Source organism: Arthrobacter sp. NPDC089319 (genome assembly GCF_040684925.1).
Lineage (GTDB): Bacteria > Actinomycetota > Actinomycetes > Actinomycetales > Micrococcaceae > Crystallibacter.
The window spans coordinates 270,222-295,020 of the sequence record NZ_JBFBGZ010000004.1 but is presented as its reverse complement, the minus strand read 5'-3'; the positions used below and the strand labels follow the sequence as shown (position 1 = coordinate 295,020).

The following is a 24,799-nucleotide window of genomic DNA, read 5'->3' as shown; positions in this document are numbered from 1 at the left end:
GGTGTTGTGGCGCAAACTACAAGCCTGCAGGTTTGTGGGCGGCTTCAATGTCGGTCCTTGCGGTGAGCAATACACGCTCATCTTTGCTCAGCACCGTCAAACCGGATTCGGTGACCGTGAAGCCCCGCGCGCGGTCCAGCTCCGGGTCCACCCCGATGGTGGCCCCGGCCGGGATGTGCACGTTTTTGTCCACGATGGCTTTCCGCACCACGGCGCCTTCGCCCACGGTCACATTGTCCATCAGGACGCTGCCGTGGACCTGGGCGGCCTCGGCAACGAAGACGTCGGTTGCCAGCACGGATTCGGTGACCCCTGCCCCGGAAACAACCACGCCCTGGCTCAGCAGGGAGTCGTGGGCCGTACCCGCGGTGCCGCTCATCCCGCGGACCAGCTTGGCCGGGGGCGAGACGGACTGCCGGGTGTAGATCGGCCACTGCAGGTTGTACAGGTTGAAAGCCGGCATCGGACTGATCAGGTCCATGTGCGCCTCATAGTAGGAATCCAGTGTCCCGACGTCGCGCCAGTACTGCTGGTCCGCCCCGGTGGAACCCGGAATGACGTTGGCGGTGAAATCGTAGACCGCAGCCTCGCCGCGTTCCACGAAGTAGGGGATGATGTCGCCGCCCATGTCATGGTCGGTATCCAGCCGCTCGGCGTCGGCCTCCAGCGCCTGCAGCAGGGCATCGGTGTTGAAGACGTAGTTACCCATCGAGGCCAGGAAGCTGTCTGGATCATCGGCCAGGCCCGCAGTGGTGGCCGGCTTTTCGACGAACGCCCGGATCTTGGTGGGTGCATCGGGTTCCGACTCGATGACACCGAACTGGTTGGCCAGCGCGAGCGGCTGGCGTACCGCGGCCACGCTGGCGGCCGCGCCGGAAGCGATGTGTTCCTCCACCATCTGGGAGAAGTCCATCCGGTACACGTGGTCCGCGCCGACCACGACGACGATGTCCGGCCTGGCGTCGTGGATCAGGTTCAGGGACTGATAGATCGCATTGGCGCTGCCCAGGAACCAGCTCTTGCCGCGCCGTTGCTGCGCCGGGACCGAGGCCACGTAGTTGCCGAGTTGAGCGGCCATCCGCCAGGTTTCCGAAATGTGACGGTCCAGGCTGTGCGACTTGTACTGCGTCAGCACCACGATCTGGCGGTAGCCGGAATTCACCAGGTTGGACAATGCAAAGTCGATCAGCCGATAGCTGCCGGCAAACGGCACCGCCGGTTTGGCCCGGTCCGCAGTGAGCGGCATGAGCCGCTTTCCCTCGCCGCCGGCGAGTACAACGGCCAGCACCTTCTTCTGTGCCATGATGTTCCCCCTTCACAGTAGCCCCGGCCGTTGAGGGCCGAAACGTGACATCCCCCTCCATCTTCACACTAGAGGAAGCCCCCGGCGTGCACTACGTTAGGTTTCGTGCGCGTAGATATTGTGACAAAAGAATTCCCACCGGAGATCTACGGCGGGGCCGGTGTGCATGTGGCCGAACTTAGCCGGGTGTTGGCCGGACGCCTGGACCTGCATGTGCATGCCTTCGGGGCTGAGCGGCCGACCGACTTCCATGGCGCAGCGGTCAGCAGTTATCCGGTTCCGGCCGGGCTCACGCAGGCCAACCCGGCCGTGCAGACCCTCGGCGTCGACCTGCAGATGCTGGATGGCTTCGCCGGTGCGGAGCTGATCCATTCACACACGTGGTACGCCAACATGGCAGGGCATCTGGGCTCGTTGCTGCACGATGTTCCGCACGTGCTCAGCGCTCATTCGCTGGAGCCGTTGCGCCCGTGGAAGGCCGAACAGTTGGGCGGCGGCTACCGCCTCTCCTCCTGGGCGGAGCGCACCGCCTACGAAGCGGCGGCCGCCGTCATCGCAGTGTCGGCCGGGATGCGCAAGGACATCTTGCGCTGCTACCCGGAGGTGGATCCCGGCCGGGTGCAGGTGGTCCACAACGGCGTGGACGTGCAGCAATGGAAACCCGATCATAACGACGACGCCGTGCGCGCCTTGGGTATTGATCCGGACCGGCCCAGCGTGGTCTTCGTGGGGCGGATCACCCGGCAGAAGGGCGTGCCGTACCTGCTGCGGGCTGCCGCGCTGCTGCCGCCGGAGGTACAGCTGGTGCTTTGCGCCGGCGCCGCCGATACCCCCGAACTGGCGGCCGCGGTCAACGCCCTGATCGCCGGCCTGCGCGAAACCCGCGACGGCGTCGTGGTGATCGAGCGGATGCTCCCGCGCGCCGAACTGATCCAGGTGCTCAGCCACGCGACCGTCTTCGCCTGCCCGTCCATCTACGAGCCGCTGGGCATTGTGAACCTTGAGGCGATGGCCTGCGGCGCGCCGGTAGTGGCCAGCGCCACCGGCGGCATCCCCGAGGTGGTCGACGACGGCGTCACCGGCGCCCTGGTCCCCCTGGAACAGGTGGCCGACGGGACGGGAACCCCGCTGGACGAGGAACAGTTCGTGCGCGACTTCGCCGCCGCGCTGAACCGTACGCTGGCCGACCCGGCCGCGGCCCGCCGGCAGGGTGAGGCCGGCCGCCGGCGCGCCGAAGAACACTTCTCTTGGGACTCGATCGCCGATAAGACCTTGGAGGTCTACCGCAGCGTGCTGGGCTGAGGGAAGCGGCGCACGTACCGCCGCTGCCAGGGTGTCTCCACGGCGCCCGGCCGGTAGCGCGCCCTGACGTATTCGACGGCATCGGCCGGCGGGACGCCGTCCAGGATGGCGATGCAGGCCAAGGCCGTCCCGGTCCTGCCGCGTCCGCCGAAACAGGCCACCTCCACCCGCTCATCTTCGGCCCTCAGCCACGCCTCGCGGAAGGCGGCCGCGGCGTCGTGGAAATCATCGGGCAGCCGGAGATCGCGCCAGCGCACCCAGCGCTGTTCCCAATCGGTGGGCAGCGGCGCGCCGTGCTTCAGGTAGAGGGCGAACTCCGGAGCCGGCCCCGCGGGCATCGGCTTGAGCAGGGCCCGGCCACGCACCAGCCGCCCCGACGGCAGCCGCAGTACGCCCGGAAGTGCGGGATCCCACGGCGTTCCCATGGCAGAACTTTAGTCCTCCAGCGGCACGTGCGGGAGCGGCCAAGCCTCGCCATTGCCGTCCGTCCCGCGGACACGGCTGCCGGGTATCAAGAAAGCGTTAAGACTGCGCGCAACCGGCGTCATCGCGTTTACCGTTACAACCGGTCCATAGCTGGGCCACGTTGAAAGGTTCCGTCCGATGACCACCTTGAGTCTGCCTCCGTTCGATCCATCAGCCCCACGGGCACCCATCGGGGTGCGGCTGCGTGGGTGGATGCTGCACGACCTGCCTGCCACCGGAGTGAAGCAGGGGCCGCATGGGACCCTGGACGCGCAAGAACACCGTCACCCTTGGTGGAAGGTGATGTGTTTGACCGGCGTGGATTACTTTTCCACCTTGGGCTATCAGCCGGCTATCGCGGCGCTGGCAGCCGGTGTCCTGTCCCCGCTGGCCACCCTGCTGGTGGTGCTGGTAACGCTATGCGGGGCACTGCCCGTCTACCGCAGGGTGGCAGAGGAGAGCCCTCACGGCTCCGGCTCGATTGCCATGCTGGAACGGCTGCTGCCCCGCTGGCGAGGGAAGCTTCTGGTGCTGGCGTTGCTCGGGTTCGTTGCGACAGACTTCATGATCACCATGACGCTCTCGGCCGCTGATGCGACCGCCCACCTGATCGAGAATCCCTTGCTGCCGCATTGGCTTGAAGGCCAGAATGTGGCCATCACGCTGGTTCTCCTGGGTGCCTTGGCCGCGGTGTTCCTGCGCGGGTTCCACGAGGCCATCGGGGTTGCCGTCGCAGTGGTCGCCGTCTATCTAGCGCTGAACGCGGTGCTGGTAGTGGTTTGCCTGGTTGACGTGTTGGCGCACCCGCTGGTGGTGGGGGACTGGTGGCAGGCATTGACGTCGTCGAACGGAAATCCGCTTCTGGTCATCGCCGTCGTCCTGTTGGTGTTCCCCAAACTTGCCCTGGGACTGTCCGGCTTCGAGACCGGTGTCGCGGTCATGCCGCAGATTCGCGGCAACCCAGAGGACGCCGCAGACCGCCCGGCGGGCAGGATCCGCGGAACCCAGCGGCTGCTGACCGTGGCGGCGCTCATCATGAGCGGCTTCCTGATCTCCAGCAGTTTTGTTTCCATACTGCTGATTCCGGCGCAGGAGTTCCAGCCCGGGGGAGCCGCAAACGGGCGGGCCTTGGCCTACCTGGCACATGAGCTTTTGGGCCAGGGGTTTGGGTCGCTGTACGACGCCAGCACCATCACCATTTTGTGGTTCGCGGGCGCGTCGGCGATGGCCGGCCTGCTCAATGTAGTGCCCCGGTACCTGCCCCGCTACGGCATGGCGCCCGGCTGGACAAAAGCCTCCCGCCCGCTGGTGCTGGTGTTTTGCGCCATCGCTTTCCTGGTCACGGTGGTCTTTGATGCCGACGTCGATGCGCAGGGCGGCGCCTATGCCACCGGGGTGCTGGTCCTCATCACTTCCGCAGCCGCGGCAGTCACGCTCTCGGCCCGGTCTCGTGGTCAGCGACGGCTCGCCTGGGGTTTCGGAATAGTCACGGCGGCTTTCGTCTACACCACGGCCGCGAACATCGTGGAGCGGCCCGAAGGTATCCGCATCGCGTCACTGTTCATTCTGGGCATCGTTGTCATCTCGTTCATCTCGCGGACCAGACGCTCGTTCGAACTGCATGCAACGCACGTCCATTTCGACGAACGTGCGGTGGAGTTGATCGCACAGTCCGACACCGGGCCGCTCTTGTTCATCGCGCACGAACCCAAACGACTGGATGCGGAGGCCTACCGCAAGAAGCTGGCAGCCGCCCGCGTGGTGAATAACCTGCCGGCCGACGAGGTACCCCTGTTCCTGGAAGTCATCGTCGATGACTCATCCGACTTCGAGACGGAATTGGAGGTGCACGGGGTGAGCCGCCACGGGTATGACATTCTGGAAGTCCATGGTCCCGTGGTACCCAACACGATCGCTTCGGTGTTGCTTCACATCCGCGACATTACCGGGCTGATGCCCCACGTTTACTTCCGCTGGACGGAGGGCAACCCGATCAGCAACCTCCTGCGTTTCCTGGTCTTCGGCGAAGGAGAAATCGCCCCGGTCACCCGGGAAATCCTGCGTGAAGCCGAGCCGGATGTGACCAACCGGCCCTGGGTGCATGTAGGCTGACCGCCGCCGGCGGACCGGTGCCGCCCCGCCCGCCGGAATGGTTCAGGGATCAAATCGGTAACCGAGCCCGGGCTCGGTGATCAGATGCTTCGGGCGGGCCGGGTCAGCTTCCAGCTTCCGGCGCAACTGGGCGATGTACACCCGCAGATACTGGGTCTCCTTCACATATGCCGGTCCCCACACATGCTCGAGCACCTGCCGATGCGGCACCAGCCTGCCGGGATGGCGGGTGAGCACCTCAAGGATCTTCCATTCCGTCGGCGTGAGTTTGACGGCGCTGCCCTGCTTCTCCGCCCGGCGGGCAGCAAAATTGAGCGCAAAGCCGGCGGCCTCCACGATGTCCTCCTGGGTGTCGGCCTGGCCGCGGCGCAGCAGTGCCCGCAAGCGGGCGAGCAGTTCGTCCAGCCCAAACGGTTTGGTCACATAATCATCGGCCCCCGCATCCAGGGCGCTGACCTTTTGCGCGGAGGCATGGCGCGCGGACAAGACCAGGATCGGGGTCTGGCCGCCGGTCCGGACACGGCGTATGATCTCGACCCCGGCCATGTCCGGCAGCCCCAGGTCGAGCACCAGGGCGTCGACCGGCCCTTCGGCCAGCGTTGCCAGGGCGCTGCTGCCCGTCGGCGCGGCGATCACGGTGTACCCGTTCGCCCGCAGCGTCAGCTGCAGCGCCCGCAACAAGCGGCGCTCGTCTTCTACGACCAGGATGGTGGTCACCGGTCGTCCTGCCGAAGGCCCGTGGACTCGGAGCCCGCGCTGGATGATGCACGGGGAGCGGCCAAGGGCAGCCGCAGCACCATCGTCAGTCCTCGGCCAGGCGTGCGCTCAGGGTTGAGGGTTCCGCCCATCGCCTCCGTCAAACCGCGGGCGACTGCAAGGCCCAACCCGACGCCGGCGTCTTCCCCCGAGTCGGTCATCCGCTGAAAGGGTTTGAACATTTCTTCCAGATCATGGGGCAGCGGAGAGGTCCCGGCGTCGATAATCCGCAGCTCACCCTGCACCCGGCTTCCTGTTGAAGGCGGTTCCCCTGCCTGCAGCGTGACGGTCGAGGGGTGAGCGTGGCGGGCCGCATTTTCGACCAAGTTCGCGATCACCCGCTCCAGCAGCCCGGGGTCGGCTTCCACCGGAGCGCAATCGTCGGGAATCTGGAAGGTCACCGATCCGGGCGGCACGCTGCGCAGGGCTTCTGGAAGCACGTCTTCCCAGTGGACCGGCCCGAGCAAGGGCCCGACGGATCGAGCGCTGATGCGGGACATGTCCAACAGGTTCTCCACCAGCAACTCCAATTGGTCGGCGTAGGCATCGGTAGTCTGCAGGAGCTCACGCTGCTCCTCGGTGCTAAACGAACCACCCTGTTGCAACAGGCTGCTGACCGAGAATTTGATGCCGGCCAGCGGAGTGCGCAAATCATGGCTCACTGCTTGAAGGATTGAACCGCGCATCAAGTTGTCTTGGGCCAGGCGCTCGTTCTCGAGCCGGCTGATCATTAATTGCTGGCGGGCCCGCAATGCTGTGGCCTGTGCCGCGAAGGCCTTCAACAGCCGACTCTCAGCCGCCGCCAGGTGGGGACCGAGCAAGGCCATCACGGTGTTGTCGTCCACTCGTTCGACGGTGTCGGCAGTGTCCGGAGACGCCAGCTGCTGCCCGACACCGGCGAGCAGGACCCAGCTGGACTCATCACCGGTGTCCAGTCCGCTGCCGGTTGGCCGCACGAACAAGGCCGCCGCATCGGCGTTGAACACCTGCCGGGCCTGTTCCAACAAGCTCCGCAGGGGGTCCTCCGTGGCGATTGCCACCCGGGTCAGCTCATTCAACGCTGTAGCTTCGGCGCCGGCCCGGCGCGCCCGTGCGGCCCGACGGGCAGATACGTCCACGACCCAGGCCACGGCCCCGGCCACAGCGACAAAACACACCAGGGCCACGGCCATGGCGGTGTCATGGATCAGCAGCTGACCGGTGGGCGCGGTCATGAAGTAGTTCAGGAGCAGGCTGCTCCAGAAGGCGGCCAAGAGGGCAGGCCAGATCCCGCCCACCAATGCCACACCAACGGCTCCGGTGAGCTGGACCAACGACGCGGTGGTCAGATTGGCGTGCCACACCTGCAGCAGCAGAAGTTGTAAGCCGGCCGGCAGCAGCACGGCCAGCACCAAGCCGGCCAATACCCTCCGGACACTTAATGACCGAGGAGACGGCCAGCCACGAACACCCGCGTGCACCTTGGACATGCCCTAGTCATACCACTGCATCGCCCGGCAACGTTCAGCGCAGAACGATGTCCACCGGGCGGGCGAGCGAACGCCCGCGTTCCAGGATGCCGGAGCGGTTGGCGGGTTCGTCGCGCAGGACTTCCGTGACGGAGCCAAGGAAGCGGGCCAAGTCCACCTTGTCCTCGGGAGCCGCCAACAGCAGCTGGAAGCCGAACTCGTGGAGCGCGTTGATGCTGGCCTCGGCGAAGGCCAGCGACGATTTCACGAACGCCTCGTCCATCATGACCGTGCCGAAGGTGCTAAAGCCCTGTCCGGCGATGCCAAGCTGGTAGGCCAGCGCGGAGGCCATGATGAACGCGGTGAAGCGCTGGCCCTCGCCGCCGGACATCAGGCTGGCCTGCAGGTTGGTGTACGCGCGGCCGTCCGCCAGCAGGTTGGTGCAGGTGATGTCCACGTGCGACCGCACGTCCAGGACCTCGGCACGCCAGCGGCGGTCGTCCTCCGAAGCCAGCCGCTCCACGATGCGGTCCAGGGCCAGGTAGCGGGCGTCCATGTCATCGCCGGTTTGCCGCCGCCCCATCACCGGCAGTGCGTTCTTCAGATCGGTCCGGAACTTGTGCGAAGCATCCGGAACGGCGTTGGAAATCTCGATCTGCAGGTGGCTGTCCGCGTGGTAATGGACCCGCTGCAGGATCTGGTTCAGCGGCTGCAGCCGGGACGCTATGCTGCGGCGTTCTTCATCCAGCAACTGGAGCAGGTCGCTGAAGCGTTCGTAGGTGCGGTTGTTGAAGTACTCGCGGAACTCCGCCTCCCGCTGCGGCAGGCCTTCGCCCACAATGTCGTGGTAGCGGGCCTCGTAGTCGGCGGCCGCGTCCAGCGAGGTGCCGTAGTCCGACCCCCACTGCCGGTTGTAGGCCTCGAAGATCTTCACCAGTTGGTTGCCGGCCTCCAGCGTGGCCCTTTCCAGCGTGCCGCGGGAGCTCAGCAGCTCGCGCTCCACCTTGGTACAGACATCGCTGAGGAATTCCAGATCGGTCACTTCGCCATGCGGGGCAAACAATGCGGCTAGTTCGGATGCCAGTTCCCCGGTCAGCTGGCCGGCGGGTTCGCCGTCCCCGGCCAGGCTGTCGCGGCGGTGCCGCGCGGCAGCCAGCCCGGCGGCCAACCGGGCCGCTTCGCCCTTGAGAACGCCGATCTTCTCGGTTGCAGCGGTGAGGTCCAGCTCGGCCGTTTCCAGTTCAAAGCGCAGCTGTTCCAGGTCCGTGTTGGCATCCCTGGCCTGCTCCAACCGCTCAACCGCCGCCGCCACCGCTGCGGCGTGTGCGTCGGTGGAGATCTCCTCCCAGCTCCGGGTGTCCGCAGCCACCGTCTTGGCGGCGGCCAGCCGCCGGCCCAGGTCCTGCTGTTCCCGGGCCCGTTCGGCGGACTCCGAATCGGCCGTGCCGTAGATGTCCCGCAGTTCCAGCAACCGGGTGGCCAGTGCTGCGATCTTGTCCTGGTTGTCGAAGCCCAGCAGATGGTCGGAGGCCCCGGTGTGCCGGTCGTCCTTCTCGGTGGTGCTGCTGCTGCGCTTGACTGCGCCGCCCAACGTCACGCCGCGGGGGACCCCGGACAACTGCTCGGGCTCCTCGACGCAGACGTAGTCGTAATGCGCCGTGATCTTGCGCCGGACCCACTGGCCCATCGCGGTGTCCTTGGTAACCAGCTTGCTGACCAGGTCGTCCGGGTCGGCTTCGGCCTTGCCGTCCAGCGGAGCACTGATATCGATGATCCGCAGGAAGCCGCGGATGTTGTGCTTGTTCAGATACCGGGTGACGGCATTGATCCGCTCACCCGGCACCAGCAGCGCTGAAGCGAGGGAGCGCAGCGCGCGTTCGGCTGCCGGCCGCCAGCGGGCTTCGGACGGGGCAAGATCGATCAGCTCGCCGGCAAAGGGCAGTTCCTCTTCCGCGATGCCGGTCGCGGCGCAGATCTGCCGGCGGCGTTCCAGGCTCTCCGGGCGGATGTTGCTGGTGCGGCGGCGGAAGGACTCGATTTCCTGCTCCAGCGACCGGATCTGTCCCTTGAGGCTCCAGGCCTCGCCTTGCGCGTCGTTGCTGCGTTCGCGGACGGCCTCGGCCTCGGTGAGCAGCTCCTTGACCAGCACCACGGCGCGGTTGCGCGCTGCCGCCAGTCCGCCGGGACTGAAGTCGGCGTCAAGGCCGGCGGCCTCGGCTTCGGCCCGGAAGGAATCCTCCACTGCCTGGCGGGCCCGCAGCTCGGACTGGGCCGCAGCCAGTTCCCGCTCCAAGGTGGCGACCGCGGCGCCGCCTTCGCTGCCGTAGCGGGCGGTCAGCTGTGCCGTCTGCTGCTTGAGCCCGGCGCGTGCAGCTTCCGTCGCCGCCAGCTCCTGTGCCGCGCTGGCCGCCTCGGCGTCCAGCAGCTCGATCTGCCGGTCTTGGCAGTCCAGTGCCAGTCGGCGCCGGTAGAGCGGCAGGGCGACGTCGGCCAAAAGAATACTGCGGTCCAGCTGTGACTGCGTCTGGCGGAGCTGTTCGTGCAGCCGGGGCACGGGTGCCAGCAGGTCCCGTTGCTGCCGGACGCGTTCCAGCTGCCGCCGGATGCTGCGCAGGTGGCTGAAGTCCTGCACCGCCTCTTCGGCTGCCGCCAGCGTCCGCGGCGTATCCAGCACATGGTTGCGGAAGAAATCGTTGACGGTTCCGCCCAGCCCCTTGCCGGTCTGCAGCGTGCGCAGCAGGCCGAAAGCTTTCTCCTGATCAATGCCCAATGCCTGCCGGAAACGTTCCGCGAAGGCCTTGTGCGAATCGAAGACCTGGCTGCCCGGCAGCATTGTCTCCAGCGATGTCTTGCTGAAGCGGCCCGCCATGCCGGACTCCAGCCGGGGGATGTCCAGCGGCTTGTTGTGCAGGACGTAGAAGCGGCCCACGTTGTGTTCGGTGCCGTTCGCCGGGAGGTCCAGCATCACGGCGAGGCTGGTGGTCTGGCCCAGGGCGTTGTCGAAGGTCAGGCAGACCGCCGACCAGATGGCGCCGGGGCGCTGGTAGAACGTGGCGGTCTGGGAATCATCGCCGTCGGCCGGCGTGGCACCCAGCCTGCCGCGCATGTAGCTGAACGCGGTGCGCCGTTCCTCGGACGCTTGGCCGGAGTTGGTCTGCGCCGCCTCGTTCATTTTTGGCCGGGCGTCCAACACCTGCAGCATGCCGTCGAAGATGGTCGACTTGCCCACGCCGGAGCCGCCGGTCAACAGCGTGCCGGCGCGGTCCACCCGGATGGTGTGGGCGCCGTCGAAGGTGCCCCAGTTGACCAGCTGCACGGACGTGAGCCGGTGCTGGCCCGGGTTGAGCAGCCCGTCCATCGGCAGGATTGTCTCAATGCTCATGCTCAGGCCTCCCCGCCGTCGAAAGCCAACTGGTCCGTTTCCGGCGGGCCGTCCGCCGGTAGGGCATCGCCGGCCAGCGAGCCGATCACCGCAGGGATGTCGCCGATATTCTCGAAGGGCAGGGCCAGCGGCAATGCCGGCGAGATGATCCACACATCCGGAAGCTCGGTTGCCTGCAGCAGCCGGCGCTCGTTGGCCAGCTTGCGGATGGAGGCGTCGGCTAGGTCCTCCACGTGCTTGGCATCGCGCTGTTCCGGATCCACGTAGTCCTGCAGCACATCGATGACGTCGGTGCGGCTGATCAGCGGTTCGGTTCCGGTGCCGGCGTGCCGGTCTTGGACCAGGCGCATGCGCAGCAGCAGCAGCGTCTCTTCCCGGGTCATGTCCCGCTGCCGTTGCAGGGCGGTGGTGTGCGGCTCGGCCATCGGGACAGGGCGGAGCATGGCGACCTTGCGGTCGTCGTCGATGACCAGTTGCAGGAACAGTTCGCTGAGCCGGGAAGCGAGGATCCGCCGGTGTTCCACCACTGTGTCGTAGACCCGGTCGGTGGAATTGGCGTCCAGGTACGGGCCGCGCAGCAGCCTGACCAGGGCCTGGCGCAGCTTCAGCGGCAGGGTGCCGGTGTCGCCGTCGAACAATTCGGGACCGTCCCGGACCTCGTCCCGGGCAGGTGCTTCGCGTTCGTCCGGTTCTTCCAGCCCGGTTTCTTCGTCCAGACCTGCGCGGTCGTCCAGCACTGCCCGGTCGTCAGGCCCCTGTTCTCGAAGCTCCGCCGCTTCGTGCAGCGCGACGCCGTCGTCCGGAGCTCCGTCGGGTTCAACGCGGACCTCGGTCATCTCGTTCATGAATCTGCAGCTTTCGTGAAGGTAACGGCGGGCAGCACCGCGGTGCGTTCGCTGCCGTCGATCTGGATCAAGGTCACGGTGTCGGTTGCGTCGGCGTCCAGCGTGGCACCGGAATTCAAGGCATGCTGGAGCAGCCAACGCAGGCTGTTCAGGTGCCGGTGCTGCGGTTCCAACTGGGCGTAGACCGCGGACAACGGAGCCGGCCCGCGGGCCTCCACGGCGGTGCGGACGGTGTGGGAGAGGACCGCCTCGTCCGCCTGCGGCGTGCGGACCGCACGGTGGATGTCTGCCTCGGTGAACGCCGGCGGCGGCGGCAGCTTGGCCGGTGCCTGGTGGTCCTGCGGGTCGTAAAGCCGGACCATGCTCACCGATTCAAAGCCGGAGCCGAAGAGTTCGGGCGCGGGGATCACCGCGCGGCGGCCCGGCAGGCTGCGCCGGGACTTGAGGATGGCGGCCTCGGCGGCTCGGATGGCCTGCCGCAGCTGGATCGATTCGCGCACGTCGTCCGACTGCACAAAGGTGTGCATGCTCTCCGAGAGCCGGCCGTAGATGCGGTGGATCTCCGCCGATTGCGCCCGCAGCTGCGGCATGAGCCGCTGCAATGCCCGCCGGTCCTCGGCGTCCAGTGCGTCGGCAAAGTCCCGCTCGAGCACCTCGGCGATGGCCTGCCGGAAGCGCTGCTGCTGGTCCTCGTCATTCAGGAAGGCCGTGAAGCTCTCGTACGTCCGGCCTTCGCTGGTGCCGCGCAGCCGCTTGTCCGCCTCGAGGACCTCGCCCATGGTGATGCCCTTGGTGGCGTTCGACTCCACGATTTCGGCGCGCAGGGTGTGCAGCATCAGCTCCAAGCCATCCCGCATCCGCTTGAAATCGGCAGGCAGGCCGGCAGCCAGCGCCAAGACATCGCGCGCGGCCTCCACCGCTGTGGCGTCGGGCAACGACGCCGGTGTCTCGCCGGCTTCCAGCGCGCGGATCTTCTCCTGCCGCTGGGCGATTTCAGCCTGCAGCACGGCGATCCGTGCCTCGGGATCGGGATCGGTTTCGTGGGCCAGCGTTTCAACACGGGTGAGCAGTGTGGCCAGTCGGGAACTGTTCAGCGACGAGGACGTCCCGGTCAGGCCATCCAGGTATTCCAGGAACCGCACGGTGGTTTCGGTGGGTTCGTAGACGAACCGGCCGTCTTCGCGCAGCCGGGACAGGTAGCGCCGGGCCACCCAGTCATCGGCATACTGGCGGGCTGACCAGTCCGCGCGCAGGTCCACCCCGGCCCGGCGCAGCTCGGCCAGGAACGAGTCGGTGCTGCGGTGGAACTCTTCCAGCGGCAACTGCGGCCGGGAACGGGTGAAAGCGGTCCTGAACAGCGCCGATACCCACGGGCTGGCGGAGGCGAGCTTGAGGCCGGGTGTGGCGGCCAGCGCCTGCAGCTCCTGCCAGCGGGCAAGGGCATTCTGGGTGAAGGACATGGGAGTGCTTTCCGCCCGCGGAAGGGAGTAGCGGGCCCAGAAAATCTTAGCTGGTCGGGCTCCGCTCACGACGGCGGGGCCCCGCCAAGGCGAGCCGTGTCGCCCCGGGAGAGCCCCGCCGTCGTTGTTCTAGCCCTTGGCTTCCACTTTCTGCCGCTTCTGGCTGAGCTTCTCCGCGGCCTTGCGTCGGGCGATGAGCACCTTTTCGTCCACCGGGGCCTCGCCGCTGGCGCGCCGGGAGCGGGCATACGCCATGGCTTCGTCCTGCCGTTCCTGCTCCGCGCCGCTGGCGATCTTCGCGCGCAGGTGCTCCGGGCCGTAGCCGAAGGCGTCCACCAGGTCGCGGGCGTGCGGGCGCAGCCGGGACAGCAGGCGGTTGATGTAGGTGCCGAGGATGCGGGCGCGCTGCGCCGACAGCCGGCCGTACATCTGGTACCAGCCCAGGTTCTTCTCCACCAGCGACAGCCCGAACAGGTCCCGCAGCCAGGTCAGCACCTGCCGGGTGCCGTGGTCGTCGACCTGGGTGATCGCGGCGGTGAAGGCTTCCCACTGCAGCAGTTCGGCGTGCGCCCGGGCCGCCTCGATCAGCTCATGCTGGTGTTCGTTGAACAGCGCCGCGGCCTCCCTTTGCGGAAGCCGGGTGGCGTTGCGCAAGGCGCCGCCGATGCCCGCCACCATGGTGGAGACCCGGTCGGTGAGCAGCTGGCGCTGGGTCTCCGGGTCCTTGAGGTAATTGGCGCTCTTGCGTTCCGAACCGCTGTCCGCGAAGGTCTGGGCGACCTGGCGCAGGCCGGTGCGGTGCAGGGTGACGTCGGCCGCCTGGTGCGCCACCCAGCGGGCCATTACGCCGAAGTCGGCATGGCGGAATTCGTTGGCGTAATCCGCCAGCAGGCGCTTGGCGACCAGCTGCAGCAGCACGGTGTTGTCGCCTTCGAAAGTGGCGTAGATGTCCAGGTCGGCGCGCAGTGCGGCGAACCGGTTTTCGGCCAGGAAGCCCGCCCCGCCGGTCGCCTCGCGGCACTCCTGCAGCGTGTCCAGGGCGTGCCAGGTGCTGAGCGATTTCAGGCCCGCCGCCAGGGTTTCCAAGTCCTGCCGGTCCTCGTCCGTGTCATGCGCACCGGAGAAGACGTCGTCGAACTTCTGCAGCAGTTGTTCGTGAGCGAACGACGCCGCGTAGGTGGTGGCCAGCCGGGGCAGCAGCCGGCGCTGGTGGCGTTGGTAGTCCAGCAGCACTTCTTCGGCTGTGTCCGAGGACGCGTTGAACTGGCGCCGTTCGGTGGCGTAGCGGACGGCGATGGCCAGCGCCACCTTGCTGGCGGCCACCGCGGCGCCGTCCAGCGAGACCCGGCCCTGCACCAGGGTGCCCAGCATGGTGAAAAAGCGTCGGCCTGGGCTGGCGATCGGGGAGGAGTAGGTGCCGTCCCCGGCCACGTCGCCGTACCGGTTCAGCAAGTTGGTGCGCGGAATGCGGACCTGGTTGAAGTGCAGACGGCCGTTGTCGATGCCGTTCAGGCCGCCCTTGTAGCCGTCGTCCTCGCCGCCGATGCCGGGCAGGAAGTTGCGCTGCTCGTCGCGGATGGGGACATAGAACGCGTGGACGCCATGGTCCACGCCGCGGGTGATGAGGTGCGCGAACACCACGGCGGCCAGACCATCATTGGCGGCGTTGCCCAGATAGTCCTTCCAGGCTGCGCGGAACGGGGTGTGGATGACGAATTCCTGCGTCTCCGGATCGTACGTGGCGGTGGTGCCGATGCTGGCAACGTCGGAACCGTGGCCGGTCTCGGTCATGGCGAACGCGCCGGGGGTCTTCAGGCTCATGATGTCCGGCAGCCACTTGTCGTGGTGTTCCGTGGTGCCCAGGTGCAGCACGGCGGCTCCGAACAGGCCCCACTGGACCCCGGCCTTGATCTGCAGCGAGGGGTCGGCGGTAACCAGTTCCTCGAACCCGGCGATGTTGCCGCCGTGATTGTCCTCGCCGCCCAGCCGCCGGGGGAAGGCACGGTGCACGGCCCCGGCGTCCACCAGGTACTTCAACTGGCCCACCACGCGTTCGCGGTGCTCACCCATCGGCAGGCCGTCGATCCGGTGGATTTCCGGCCGGCCGGCGAGGTCGCGCGCGGCCTTGCGGATCTCGGCCCAGCGGCCCAGCAGGACCTCGCCGAGCCCGGCCACGTCAACGGTAGCGCCGCTGTCTTCCACCGGTTCCGGCGTTTCGGCAGTGGGGGTATACGTCATCGGTTGTTCCTTCAGTCGTCACGAATGGGTCGGATGGTCTGCGCTGCGAGCGACACCGTGGAGGAGCCATTGGGTGAGCAGGCTGGTCATAAGGTCCCGGCTCGGTTTGCTGCCGTCATCGGGCGCGGCCAGCCAGCGTTCGCCGGCAGCACGCACCATGCCGATGGCTGCCCGCGGCCAGTAGGATGCCGCGGCCAGTTCCGCGGCGCTGCCCGCGGAAGCGCTCAGGTGGCCGCGCAGCGGGGCTTCTATCATTGCCGTCACGTTGGCAAAGAAATCGTGCAACACCGCGGACCTGCCGGTCTCCGGTGCCATGTCGGCCGGTGCCGGCTCGCCGCCCAGTTGCTGCGGCACCGAAGGATCGAAGGGGCCGTCCCGGGTGACGAACGCGTAGACGTGCGGCGAGGATTCCGCCATCTGCAGGTAGACCGAGACCATGGCGGTCAGGCCTTCCTGCGGAGTGGTCGCGCTGGCGGCCGCCTCCTGCAGCCGGGCCTGCATGCGGCCGATCACCACTTCGCCCATGGCCTGCTGCAGCCCGGCTTTGTCGCCAAAATACCGGTAGAAGACGGGCTTGGAGGTTCCCGCGGCCGCCGCGATGTCCTCCATCGAAGCGTCGGGCCCCAGCCGGTGCACCGCGTGCCGGGCGGCGCGGATCAGCTCCCGGCGGCGCTCGGTCCGGTGGCGGTCCCAGCGGGCGGAGCGGCCGTCGGGACCGGACGTCGGGGTCACAGGGCGGACTGTGGCGCTATTCACGTTACCCAGCGTATCAGGTACGCTTGGTTACGGTAACTGTCTTTGTTCCGCCCTGCACCCGATTCACGAGGAGAGCCTTCATGGCCGCTTCACCTGACGCCACCGGCACCCGTCCCGCCAACGTACTGCGCAAGGCAGTCGTCATCGGCGGCAACCGCATCCCGTTTGCCCGCGCCAACGGGGCCTACACCCAGGCCAGCAATCAGGACATGCTGACTGCCGCCTTGGACGGGCTGGTGGCCCGCTTCGGGCTGCAGGATGAACGGATCGGCGAGGTCGCCGCCGGCGCGGTGCTGAAGCACTCCCGCGATTTCAACCTGACCCGGGAAGCGGTGATTGGATCAGCGCTGTCGCCGGAAACACCCGCCTATGATCTGCAGCAGGCATGCGCCACCGGACTGGAAACGGTGGTGGGCCTGGCCAACAAGATCAAGCTGGGGCAGATCGATTCCGCCATCGCCGGCGGCGTCGACTCCGCCTCCGATGCACCGATCGCCGTGAGCGAGGGGCTCCGGGCTGTCCTGCTGGAACTGCACCGCGCCAAAACCGTCCAGCAAAAGCTGACCACCCTGGCCAAGCTGCGCCCCAAGGACCTGGCGCCCAACGCGCCGGACACGGCCGAGCCGCGGACCGGGCTGTCCATGGGCGAGCACCAGGCGCTGACCACCGCGGCGTGGAACGTCACCCGCGAAGCGCAGGACGAGCTGGCCCTGGCCAGCCACCGCAATCTGGCGGCCGCTTACGAGCGCGGCTTCTTCGACGACCTGATGACGCCTTACCGCGGCCTTGCCAAGGACTCCAATCTGCGTGCCGACACCACGCTGGAGAAGCTGGCCAAGCTGCAGCCGGTCTTCGGCAAGAACCTGGGCGCCGAAGCGACCATGACCGCCGGCAACTCCACACCGCTGACCGACGGCGCCTCCGCGGTGCTGATCGGTTCGGAAGACTATGCCCGGAGCAATGACCTGCCGGTGCTGGCCGAGGTGGTCGATTCCGAGGCCGCCGCGGTGGATTTTGTGCACGGCAAGGAGGGCCTGCTGATGGCCCCCGCCTATGCCGTCCCGCGGCTGCTGGCCCGGCAGGGACTGACCTTTGCCGACTTCGATTACTTCGAGATCCACGAAGCCTTTGCCGGCACCGTGCTGTGCCACCTGGCGGCGTGGGAAAGCGAGGAATTCTGCCGCAACAAGCTGGGCCTGCAGAAGCCGCTGGGCGCCATCGACCGGACCCGCCTGAATGTCAACGGTTCGTCGCTGGCCACCGGGCACCCCTTCGCTGCCACCGGCGGCCGGCTGGTGGCTACCCTCGCCAAGATGCTGCGCGAAAAGGCCGACGCCGAGTCGCGCCCCACCCGTGGTCTGATCTCCGTGTGCGCCGCCGGCGGCATGGGCGTGGTGGCCATCCTGGAGGCAAACTAATGGCCGACCGCTACCTCGACCTGGTCAACGCCGGGCCCGTGCAGAGCCTGGCCAAAAAACTGGGACTGCCCCAGCCCGCCGTGCTGCGGCGCTACCGGCCGGGGGCTCCGCTGCTGCCCGGTCCCGTCCTGGTGCTGGGCTCCGGTTCCGGCGCCGACGTCCTGGCCAAGGAGCTGCTCGGCTGGGACCTGGATGTCCGGCGGCATGTGGCGCCGAAGGAACGGCTGGGCGGCATCGTCCTGGTGCTCGACGAACTGGCCTCGCCGGACGAACTTGGTGATCCAATGCTCACCGCCGGCTCCAGCCTCAGGGACCTGGCTCCCGGCGGCCGGATCGTCACGATCTCCCGCCCCGCAACCGGCGCTGCACAGCCCGCCCAGGCCGCCGCCCGGCAGGCGGTGGACGGGGCATTGCGGTCGCTGGCCCACGAGCTGCGCGGCGGTGCCACCGGCAACGGGATTGTGCTGGCCGAAGGCGTGGATGCCGGCGCGCCGGCCGTCCTCGGTGCCTTGCGCTTCCTGCTCTCCGGCCGGAGCGCCTATGTCAACGGGCAGTTCCTTCTGGTTAATTCCGGCGCAGCCTCGCTGCCGGAGGAGCCGGACCGCCCGCTGGCGGGCAAGGTCGCCGTCGTTACCGGAGCCGCCCGCGGCATCGGCGCAGCGATCGCCGAGACCCTGCATCGTGACGGCGCCCGGATCATCGCCGTCGACGTCCCTGCCGCCGGGGAGCAGTTGGCTCAGGTGGCCAACCGGATCGGCGCCACCGCGCTGCAACTGGACATCACCGCCCCGGACGCGGGCACAAAGATCGCCACCCACGCCGCCGAGCGGAACCACGGGCTGGACATTGTGGTGCACAATGCCGGCATCACCAGGGATAAACTGCTCGCCAACATGGATCAGGCGAAATGGGACTCGGTGATCGCGGTCAATCTTTGCTCGCAGCTGAGGATGAACGAGCAGCTTCTGGCTTCGGGTGTCCTCCGCGAAGCACCGCGGGTGGTGTCGCTGGCTTCCACCAGCGGGATTGCAGGCAACCGCGGGCAGACCAACTACGCCGCCTCCAAAGCTGGCATCATCGGCATGGTCCGCGCGTCCGCAGTCGACTTCGCCGACGCCGGCGGCAGCATCAACGCAGTCGCCCCCGGCTTCATCGAGACGGACATGACCGCCCGGATGCCGTTCGTGACCCGCGAAGTGGCACGCCGGCTGTCATCGCTGCAGCAGGGCGGCCGGCCGCTGGACGTCGCCGAAGCGGTCTCCTTCCTGGCCAGCGATGCTGCGGGCGGAATCAATGGCCAGACGCTGCGTGTCTGTGGCCAGAGCATGGTCGGCGCATGAGCGAGGTCATCCTGGGGGAGATGCCCACGCTCTCGCGGCTGTATCTAACAGCTGCCTCCACGGCGGCGCGGCACAAGCTGGGCGTGGGCCAGCAGGCCGAGCAGCTTCCGGCGGTGCGGCACACCGTCGACGGCGTGCACATCGCCCCGGAGCGGGTCAGCGGCTTCCAGCAACTGATGCACGGCACCGTGCGGGACACCTTGCCTTCGGTGTTCCTGCACTCGGTTGCCTTTCCGGTGGCGATGAGCGTGATGACACGGCCGGACTTCCCGCTCCCGCTGCTCGGCATGGTGCATCTGGCCAACCGGGTGAACCACCTGCGGCCGGTCCACTTCGCAGAGCCGTTGACCGTGACGGCCTGGGCCGAAGGCCTGCGCGGCCACCACGCCGGCACGCAGGTGGAACTGCATACCCGGATCGAAGCTGGCGGCGAAACCGTGTGGGAAGGCGTCTCGGACTATCTGGCCAAAGCGGTCTACCTGCCCGGACTGGACAAGGCATTGAGGCCGGAGCGCACTGATTTCATCCCGCCGCAGCCGACGGCGCGTTGGCGGCTCGGTCCCGAAGCCGGCCGCGAGTACGCCGGTGTCTCCGGTGACTTCAACCCGATCCATTTGAGCGCTGTGTCGGCCAAGATGCTGGGACTCAAGCGGTCCATCGCGCACGGCATGTACTTGGCCTCCCGGGTCCTGACCAGCGTGGAAGCCACGGCCAGCGAACCCTTTGCCTGGCGGATTGATTTCGCTGCCCCGGTCTTCCTTCCCGCCACGGTGGCGGTACGGATCCATGACACGGAGCGGGACGGATCGTGGGAAGCGTCCGAGTTCACCGGCTGGGGAGAGCGCAGCCACCGGCTCCACTTCACGGGCAGCGTCAATACCCTCGCGCGGTAGCAAGGGGCCGCGGCGACCACTGGTTCAGGTGGCAGCCGCCTTGCGTTCCAGCACGTCGCGTTCGCGGTCGTTCTTGGCCAAGGCGGCTGCGGCGGCGAACTCGGCCCGCGCCTCGTCTGCCCGGCCGAGCCTGGCCAACAGCTCGGCCCGGACGCTGGGCAGCAGATGCGATCCGCGCAGCGCGCCCGCCGAGGCCAAGCCGTCCACGATGGCCAGCGCCGTGGCGGGCCCGGTGGCCATGGACACCGCCACGGCCCGGTTGAGCTCGACCACCGGGCTGGGCGCAATCCGGCCGAGCGCCTCGTAGAGCAGCACGATCTGCGCCCAGTCGGTCCGGTCGACGCTGGGCGCCGCCGCATGGCACTCGGCGATGGCGGCCTGCAGCGCGTAACTGCTGCGGCCGCGGCCCAGCCTGTCCGCCCGGGCCAGCGCCGCGCGGCCTCGTCCAATCTGTGCGCGGTCCCAGCGGGTGCGGTCCTGGTCCGCCAGCAGCACCGGGGTGCCGTCCGGCCGGGTTCGAGCCCCGAAGCGCGAGGCCTGAAGCTCCATCAGAGCGACCAGCGCGTGCGCCTCGGGTTCCCGCGGCACCAGCGAAACCAGCACTCGCCCAATGCGCAGGGCCTCGCCGGCCAGCTCCGGCCGGATCCAGCGTTCCCCGGAGGTTGCCGCATAGCCTTCCGTGAACATCAGGTAGATGACCCGGAGGACGCCGCCCAGCCGCGGCCCCCATTCGTTCGGTTCCGGGACATCAAAGGGGACTTTCGCGGCGGCCAGCGTCTTCTTGGCACGGACAATCCGCTGCTGGACCGTGGCCAACGGGAGCACAAACAGCCTGGCGATTTCCTCGCTGGACAAACCGCCCACAACCCGCAGGGTCAGGGACACCTGCGCCTCCCGGGAGAGCACCGGATGGCAGGCAGTGAAGATCAGCCGGAGCACGTCGTCCGGCACCGGATCCCAGGACACGGCATCCTCGTCCTGCAGCCCGCGGGCCAGCAGCCGGTAGCGGTCGTCGAGGCGTTCGGACCGCCGCCAGGCGTCAATCGCCTTGTGCTTGGCCACCGCGGTCAGCCAGGCGGCAGGATTGCGCGGCATTCCGGTGTCCGGCCATTGGAGCAGGGCATCGGCTCCGGCTTCCTGCGCCATGTCCTCGGCAAACCCGACGTCACCCGTGGCCCGGGCCAGCGCGGCAACGATGCGGGCGCCTTCGATGCGCCACACGGCATCCAGCCGGCGCCGGACTGCCGCTGCCCCTTCCGCGCCAGTGCCCGCCACCGCTGCCAGCTTCGCGTCCGACTCTGCCACGGCCGACCCCTACCGCTGCGCGGCTACGCGTTCTCCGCGCGCAGCTTCGCCTCTTGTTCGCGCCAGCCTTCTTCCTTCTGGATGTACTCGTTGTCCGAGAATTCGGCGAAGTCGGCGGCCTCGGTCACGCGGCGCACCTCCAGCTTGGAGCCGGGGCCCAGCGGACAGCGACTGGCCCACTCCGCAGCTTCCTCCTTGGACGCCACCTGGACGATCCAAAAGCCGTTGAACAGCTCGTGGGTTTCACCGTAGGGGCCGTCGGTGACGATGGGCGGATCCTCCGAGAAGTCGACGACGAACGCCGTCCCGTCGGACAGGTCGGCCAATCCGTCGCCGCCGAGCATGATGCCGGCGTTGATCATGGACTCGTTGTAGGCGCCCATCTTGTTGATCATTTCTTCGAACGGCATGGCCTTGGAAGCCTCGAGGGCTTCGTCGGTGGACCGCATGATGAACATGTACTTCACGGCTATCTCCTTCTGTACCGAGGACGCGGTGTGCGCCTTCTACTATGCCGTCGAACGGCGAACAGGGATATCGACACGGGCGGAGAACTTTTTCGCGGCCCCGTGTCGGCCTTCGTTCCGGCCGCTGCCGCCCGCGCTTATGCTGTCCCTATGACCGCCGATGCTCAGCTAGCCGACCGCGCCCGGACGCTCGATGCCGCCGACCCGCTGGCCGCTTACCGTTCCCGTTTTGTGGGCCACGACGACAAATCTGTCACCGCCTATCTGGATGGCAATTCGCTGGGCCGGCCGCTGGCCGCCAGCGTGGACCGGGTCCGGGACGTGATGCTGCAGCAGTGGGGCGGCCGGCTGATCCGGGCCTGGGACGAGGGCTGGCTGGCGCTGCCCGAGCGGATTGGCGACGAATTGGGCCGGGTGGTGTTGGGTGCAGCCCCGGGCCAGTGCGTGGTGGCCGATTCCACCACTGTGCTGCTCTACAAGCTGGCCCGTGCCGCGATTGCGGCCCGTCCCGGCCGGCGGCGCATCCTGGTGGACCGGGACAATTTTCCGTCCGACCGCTTCATCGTGGAGGGCATTGCCGCCGAATGCGGGCTCGAACTGGACTGGCTCGAACCGCCGCATGGCGGGGGAGTCACGGCGGAAGCCGTGCGCGCCGCCGTCGGGCCGGACACGGCGCTGGTCTTGCTCAGCCATGTGGCCTACCGCTCCGGCTACATTGCGGACATTCCCGCCATCACCGCCGCGGCGCACGACGCCGGTGCCCTGGTTTTGTGGGACCTGTGCCATTCCGCCGGGGTACTGCCGGTGGAACTGGATGCGTGGGGCGTTGACCTGGCCGCAGGCTGCAGCTACAAGTACCTCAACGGCGGCCCGGGGGCGCCCGCCTGGGCCTACGTGCGGACTGAACACCAGCACTTCCAGCAGCCGATCCAAGGCTGGCTTGGCAGCACGGAACCCTTCGAGATGGGCCAGGGCTACCAACCGGCCGGCGGCATCCGCCGGTTCGCCTCCGGGACGCCGCCGATCCTCGGGATGACCGCCATCCAGGACATGATCGCGCTGATCGACGAGGCCGGCCTGGCCGCGGTCCGGGACAAGTCCGTCGCCCTGACCGAGTTCGCCATCGAGGCCGTGCAGGCGACGTTGGCCGGTTTCGGCGTCACCATCGCCTCGCCGCTGGATCCGGCGGAACGCGGTGGGCACCTCACCATTGACCACCCGGCCTTCAAACACGTCACGGCCCAGCTCTGGGAGCAGGGCGTGATCCCGGACTTCCGCGAACCGGACGGCATCCGGCTGGGGCTCTCGCCGCTGTCCACCAGCTTCGAGGAAGTTTGGCGCGGCATCGCGGCAATCCGGGCCGAGCTGGAACGCGCCTGAGGAAGGGCGTCACCGCACGAGCCTGACTGGTCGGGCCTAACCGGCGCTGCGGACCATCCGGATCTCGTGCAGGCCGGCCCACTGGTCGGTCAGCGGCTCGCGGCGCCCGTCCGGGGCGAACCCGTGCTTGCGGTAGAACGCCTGGGCGCGTGGATTGTCTTCGAGGACCCACAGCAGCGCCGGCTTGCTGCCGATCGCGGACTCCAGCAACCGCAGGCCCAGCCCGGTGCCGTAGGCCTGCGCCAACACGTAGAGCATCTGCAGTTCGTACCGGACTCCGGCATCGGCGTCGTCGTCCTGGACAGGTCCTGCGCCGGAACAACCCATGATCCGGCCGGCGGGGTCCTCGGCAATCCACAGTTCTGCCCCTGCGGCGAGGCCGCGTGCCCACCAGTCGACCTGCTGCTTCCGCCGGGCAGCTTCGGCGGTGAAGAAGGATGCGGGACGCTGCGTGGCGTAGGTTTCCCGCCACGCGGCCAATTTCATATCCAAGGTGGCGGGAACATCATCGCTGGTGGCGCGGCGGACGCGGTAATCGGGGGTTGGCACCTATGAATCTTAGCGGTGCGGCCACGCCGTCACCGGCGGAAGTGGTCCACCGCCAACTGGTAGCTGTGGGCCGTCAGCGCCGCGGTTTGCTCCCAGCCGAAGGAGGAGGCGTGCACGGCGGCATTGGCGCCCAGCCGCCGGCGGAACTCCGGATAGTCGTGCAGTTCGCGCAGCGCACCGGCCCACCGGGCAGGGTCGTGTCCGTCCACCAGCAGGCCGGTGAGGCCGTGGCTGACCGCCACCGGCAGTCCGCCCACGTTGGTGGCGACCACCGGGGTGCCGCAGGCCTGCGCCTCCAAGGCCACGAGTCCGAATGATTCGCTGAAGGACGGAACCGCCACCACGTCGGCGCTGCGGAAGGTGGCCGCCAGCTCGGCCGGCTCCACCGGCGGCGAGAGCGACACGATGTCGTCCAGCCCCAACTGCGTGGCCAGCGCAGGCAGGTCCAGTTCGGCGGCCCCGCTGGCCTCACCGGTGATGGAGATCCGCAGCCGAATGTCCGGCCGTTGCCGGCGAAGTTCCGCCGCAGCGGCCAGCAGCACCTGCGGCCCCTTGAGCGCCTGGATGCGGCCGGCGAACACCAGATGGAAGGTATCCGCCCCTAGTCCGGCTGCCGCCCGGTCCCGCTGCCGGCCCTCCGGACGGAAAGTCCGCAGGTCCACGCCGGGCGGGATCACGTCCACCGTCCCCTCATCGGCGCCGTAGAGGTCGGCCAGTTCGCAGGCCTCGGTCAGCGTGTTGGCGATCAGCCGGCCCGCCCCGGCGGCGATGGCTTGTTCGCCGCGGACCCGGGTATCCGGCTCGGGTGCCTCGCCGGGCTGCAGGTGAAGGTTCTTGACCAGCCCCATGGTGTGCATCGAATGCACCAGCGGAACCCGCCAGTCCTGCTGCAGGCGCAGTCCCACCGCACCCGAGAGCCAATAGTGCGAGTGCAGCACGTCGTATCTGGCACCGTCCCGCTGCGTGAACTGGCGCAGCGACGCCTCGAGTGCGGCCAGCCGCTGCGGCACCTGTTCCTTGGCCACGACGTCGGCCGGCGCCCCGTCCAGGTGAATCACACGCACGCCGGCCCGGGGATGTTCCACCGGTTCCTGGCCGTCATGTTGGGAGCGGGTGAAAACGTCGACGGCGGTACCCAGCGCGGCCTGTTCCCTCGCCAGCGCGCGGACGTAGACGTTCATGCCGCCGGCATCGCCTCCGCCGGGGCGGGCCAGCGGCGAGGTATGCAACGACAGCACGGCGATGCGCTCCGCGCCGACCATGCTCCACCTCCGTGCCGTGTGCCCGGCCGGAACGTCTCCAGCCGTGGAAAACCGGCCTGCTGCCGATTTTGTCTAGCAGCAACTTTAGCCGTCCGGACCAGCGGCAGCCGCTCGATGA

At 68.1% G+C, this 24,799-nt stretch carries 19 protein-coding genes; 6 read left to right on the top strand and 13 right to left on the bottom strand.

The genetic code is table 11. From position 1 onward, the window contains the following. Positions 1–16: 16 nt before the first annotated feature. The gene (gene glgC / locus AB0N75_RS08195; RefSeq protein WP_364647730.1) at positions 17–1,303 is read right to left on the bottom strand and encodes a glucose-1-phosphate adenylyltransferase; all 1,287 of its coding nucleotides are present in this window, start codon (positions 1,301–1,303) and stop codon (positions 17–19) included. A gap of 105 nt (positions 1,304–1,408) precedes the next feature. Between glgC and glgA the strand changes: the two genes are divergently transcribed. Beyond that, positions 1,409–2,605 (top strand): glycogen synthase, encoded by a 1,197-nt coding sequence (gene glgA / locus AB0N75_RS08190; RefSeq protein WP_364647727.1) that lies wholly within the window; start codon positions 1,409–1,411, stop codon positions 2,603–2,605. Here glgA and AB0N75_RS08185 read toward each other — a convergent pair. Continuing rightward, positions 2,584–3,030 (bottom strand): protein phosphatase, encoded by a 447-nt coding sequence (locus AB0N75_RS08185; protein WP_364647724.1) that lies wholly within the window; start codon positions 3,028–3,030, stop codon positions 2,584–2,586. The genes glgA and AB0N75_RS08185 overlap by 22 nt on opposite strands. 178 nt (positions 3,031–3,208) lie before the next feature. On the opposite strand from AB0N75_RS08185, the gene AB0N75_RS08180 reads away from it, so the two are divergent. After that, positions 3,209–5,182 carry an amino acid transporter gene (locus AB0N75_RS08180; protein ID WP_364647721.1) on the top strand — a complete coding sequence of 658 codons (1,974 nt, stop codon included), beginning with the start codon at positions 3,209–3,211 and terminating at the stop codon, positions 5,180–5,182. A 42-nt stretch (positions 5,183–5,224) separates the two neighbouring features. Here the strand turns inward: AB0N75_RS08180 and AB0N75_RS08175 are convergent, their stop codons facing one another. The 7 genes from AB0N75_RS08175 to AB0N75_RS08145 form a co-directional block, all read right to left on the bottom strand. After that, complete coding sequence (locus AB0N75_RS08175; protein WP_364647718.1) at positions 5,225–5,899, bottom strand: response regulator; 675 nt, start codon at positions 5,897–5,899, stop codon at positions 5,225–5,227. After that, positions 5,896–7,341 (bottom strand): ATP-binding protein, encoded by a 1,446-nt coding sequence (locus AB0N75_RS08170; protein WP_364647715.1) that lies wholly within the window; start codon positions 7,339–7,341, stop codon positions 5,896–5,898. Before AB0N75_RS08170 ends, AB0N75_RS08175 begins: the two co-directional genes overlap by 4 nt. 100 nt (positions 7,342–7,441) lie before the next feature. Next, positions 7,442–10,768 (bottom strand): ATP-binding protein, encoded by a 3,327-nt coding sequence (locus AB0N75_RS08165; RefSeq protein WP_364647712.1) that lies wholly within the window; start codon positions 10,766–10,768, stop codon positions 7,442–7,444. Between the two features lie 2 nt (positions 10,769–10,770). Next, a complete protein-coding gene (locus AB0N75_RS08160; RefSeq protein ID WP_364647709.1) occupies positions 10,771–11,613 on the bottom strand; it encodes a DUF4194 domain-containing protein in 843 nt (280 codons plus the stop codon). Beyond that, a complete protein-coding gene (locus AB0N75_RS08155; RefSeq protein ID WP_364647706.1) occupies positions 11,610–13,073 on the bottom strand; it encodes a DUF3375 domain-containing protein in 1,464 nt (487 codons plus the stop codon). The genes AB0N75_RS08160 and AB0N75_RS08155 overlap by 4 nt, the downstream gene beginning before the upstream one ends. 129 nt (positions 13,074–13,202) lie before the next feature. Continuing rightward, complete coding sequence (locus AB0N75_RS08150; protein ID WP_364647703.1) at positions 13,203–15,311, bottom strand: acyl-CoA dehydrogenase; 2,109 nt, start codon at positions 15,309–15,311, stop codon at positions 13,203–13,205. Positions 15,312–15,329: 18 nt separating this feature from the next. Next, positions 15,330–16,067, bottom strand: a complete 738-nt coding sequence (locus tag AB0N75_RS08145; protein ID WP_364647700.1) for a TetR/AcrR family transcriptional regulator — start codon at positions 16,065–16,067, stop codon at positions 15,330–15,332. An 80-nt stretch (positions 16,068–16,147) separates the two neighbouring features. Here AB0N75_RS08145 and AB0N75_RS08140 point away from each other — a divergent pair, with 80 nt between their 5' ends. From AB0N75_RS08140 to AB0N75_RS08130, 3 genes are read left to right on the top strand one after another with little or no spacing between them, the layout of a single operon-like run. Further along, positions 16,148–17,485 (top strand): acetyl-CoA C-acetyltransferase, encoded by a 1,338-nt coding sequence (locus tag AB0N75_RS08140; RefSeq protein ID WP_364647697.1) that lies wholly within the window; start codon positions 16,148–16,150, stop codon positions 17,483–17,485. Continuing rightward, entirely contained in the window at positions 17,485–18,825 is a 1,341-nt protein-coding gene (locus AB0N75_RS08135; protein ID WP_364647694.1) for a 3-oxoacyl-ACP reductase, read from the top strand. The genes AB0N75_RS08140 and AB0N75_RS08135 overlap by 1 nt, the downstream gene beginning before the upstream one ends. After that, entirely contained in the window at positions 18,822–19,718 is an 897-nt protein-coding gene (locus AB0N75_RS08130) for a MaoC/PaaZ C-terminal domain-containing protein (RefSeq protein WP_364647691.1), read from the top strand. Before AB0N75_RS08135 ends, AB0N75_RS08130 begins: the two co-directional genes overlap by 4 nt. Before the next feature lie 24 nt (positions 19,719–19,742). On the opposite strand, the gene AB0N75_RS08125 is transcribed toward AB0N75_RS08130, so the two are convergent. Next, entirely contained in the window at positions 19,743–20,993 is a 1,251-nt protein-coding gene (locus AB0N75_RS08125; protein ID WP_364647913.1) for a DUF6596 domain-containing protein, read from the bottom strand. Positions 20,994–21,046: 53 nt separating this feature from the next. Beyond that, positions 21,047–21,490: a YciI family protein gene (locus tag AB0N75_RS08120; RefSeq protein ID WP_364647688.1), complete on the bottom strand. Its 444-nt coding sequence runs from the start codon at positions 21,488–21,490 to the stop codon at positions 21,047–21,049. A gap of 150 nt (positions 21,491–21,640) precedes the next feature. Between AB0N75_RS08120 and kynU the strand changes: the two genes are divergently transcribed. After that, positions 21,641–22,870, top strand: a complete 1,230-nt coding sequence (gene kynU, locus AB0N75_RS08115) for a kynureninase (protein WP_364647685.1) — start codon at positions 21,641–21,643, stop codon at positions 22,868–22,870. Between the two features lie 36 nt (positions 22,871–22,906). Here the strand turns inward: kynU and AB0N75_RS08110 are convergent, their stop codons facing one another. Further along, positions 22,907–23,419, bottom strand: a complete 513-nt coding sequence (locus AB0N75_RS08110; RefSeq protein ID WP_364647682.1) for a GNAT family N-acetyltransferase — start codon at positions 23,417–23,419, stop codon at positions 22,907–22,909. Positions 23,420–23,448: 29 nt separating this feature from the next. Further along, positions 23,449–24,681: a D-inositol-3-phosphate glycosyltransferase gene (mshA, locus tag AB0N75_RS08105; protein WP_364647679.1), complete on the bottom strand. Its 1,233-nt coding sequence runs from the start codon at positions 24,679–24,681 to the stop codon at positions 23,449–23,451. Between the last annotated feature and the right edge of the window lie 118 nt (positions 24,682–24,799).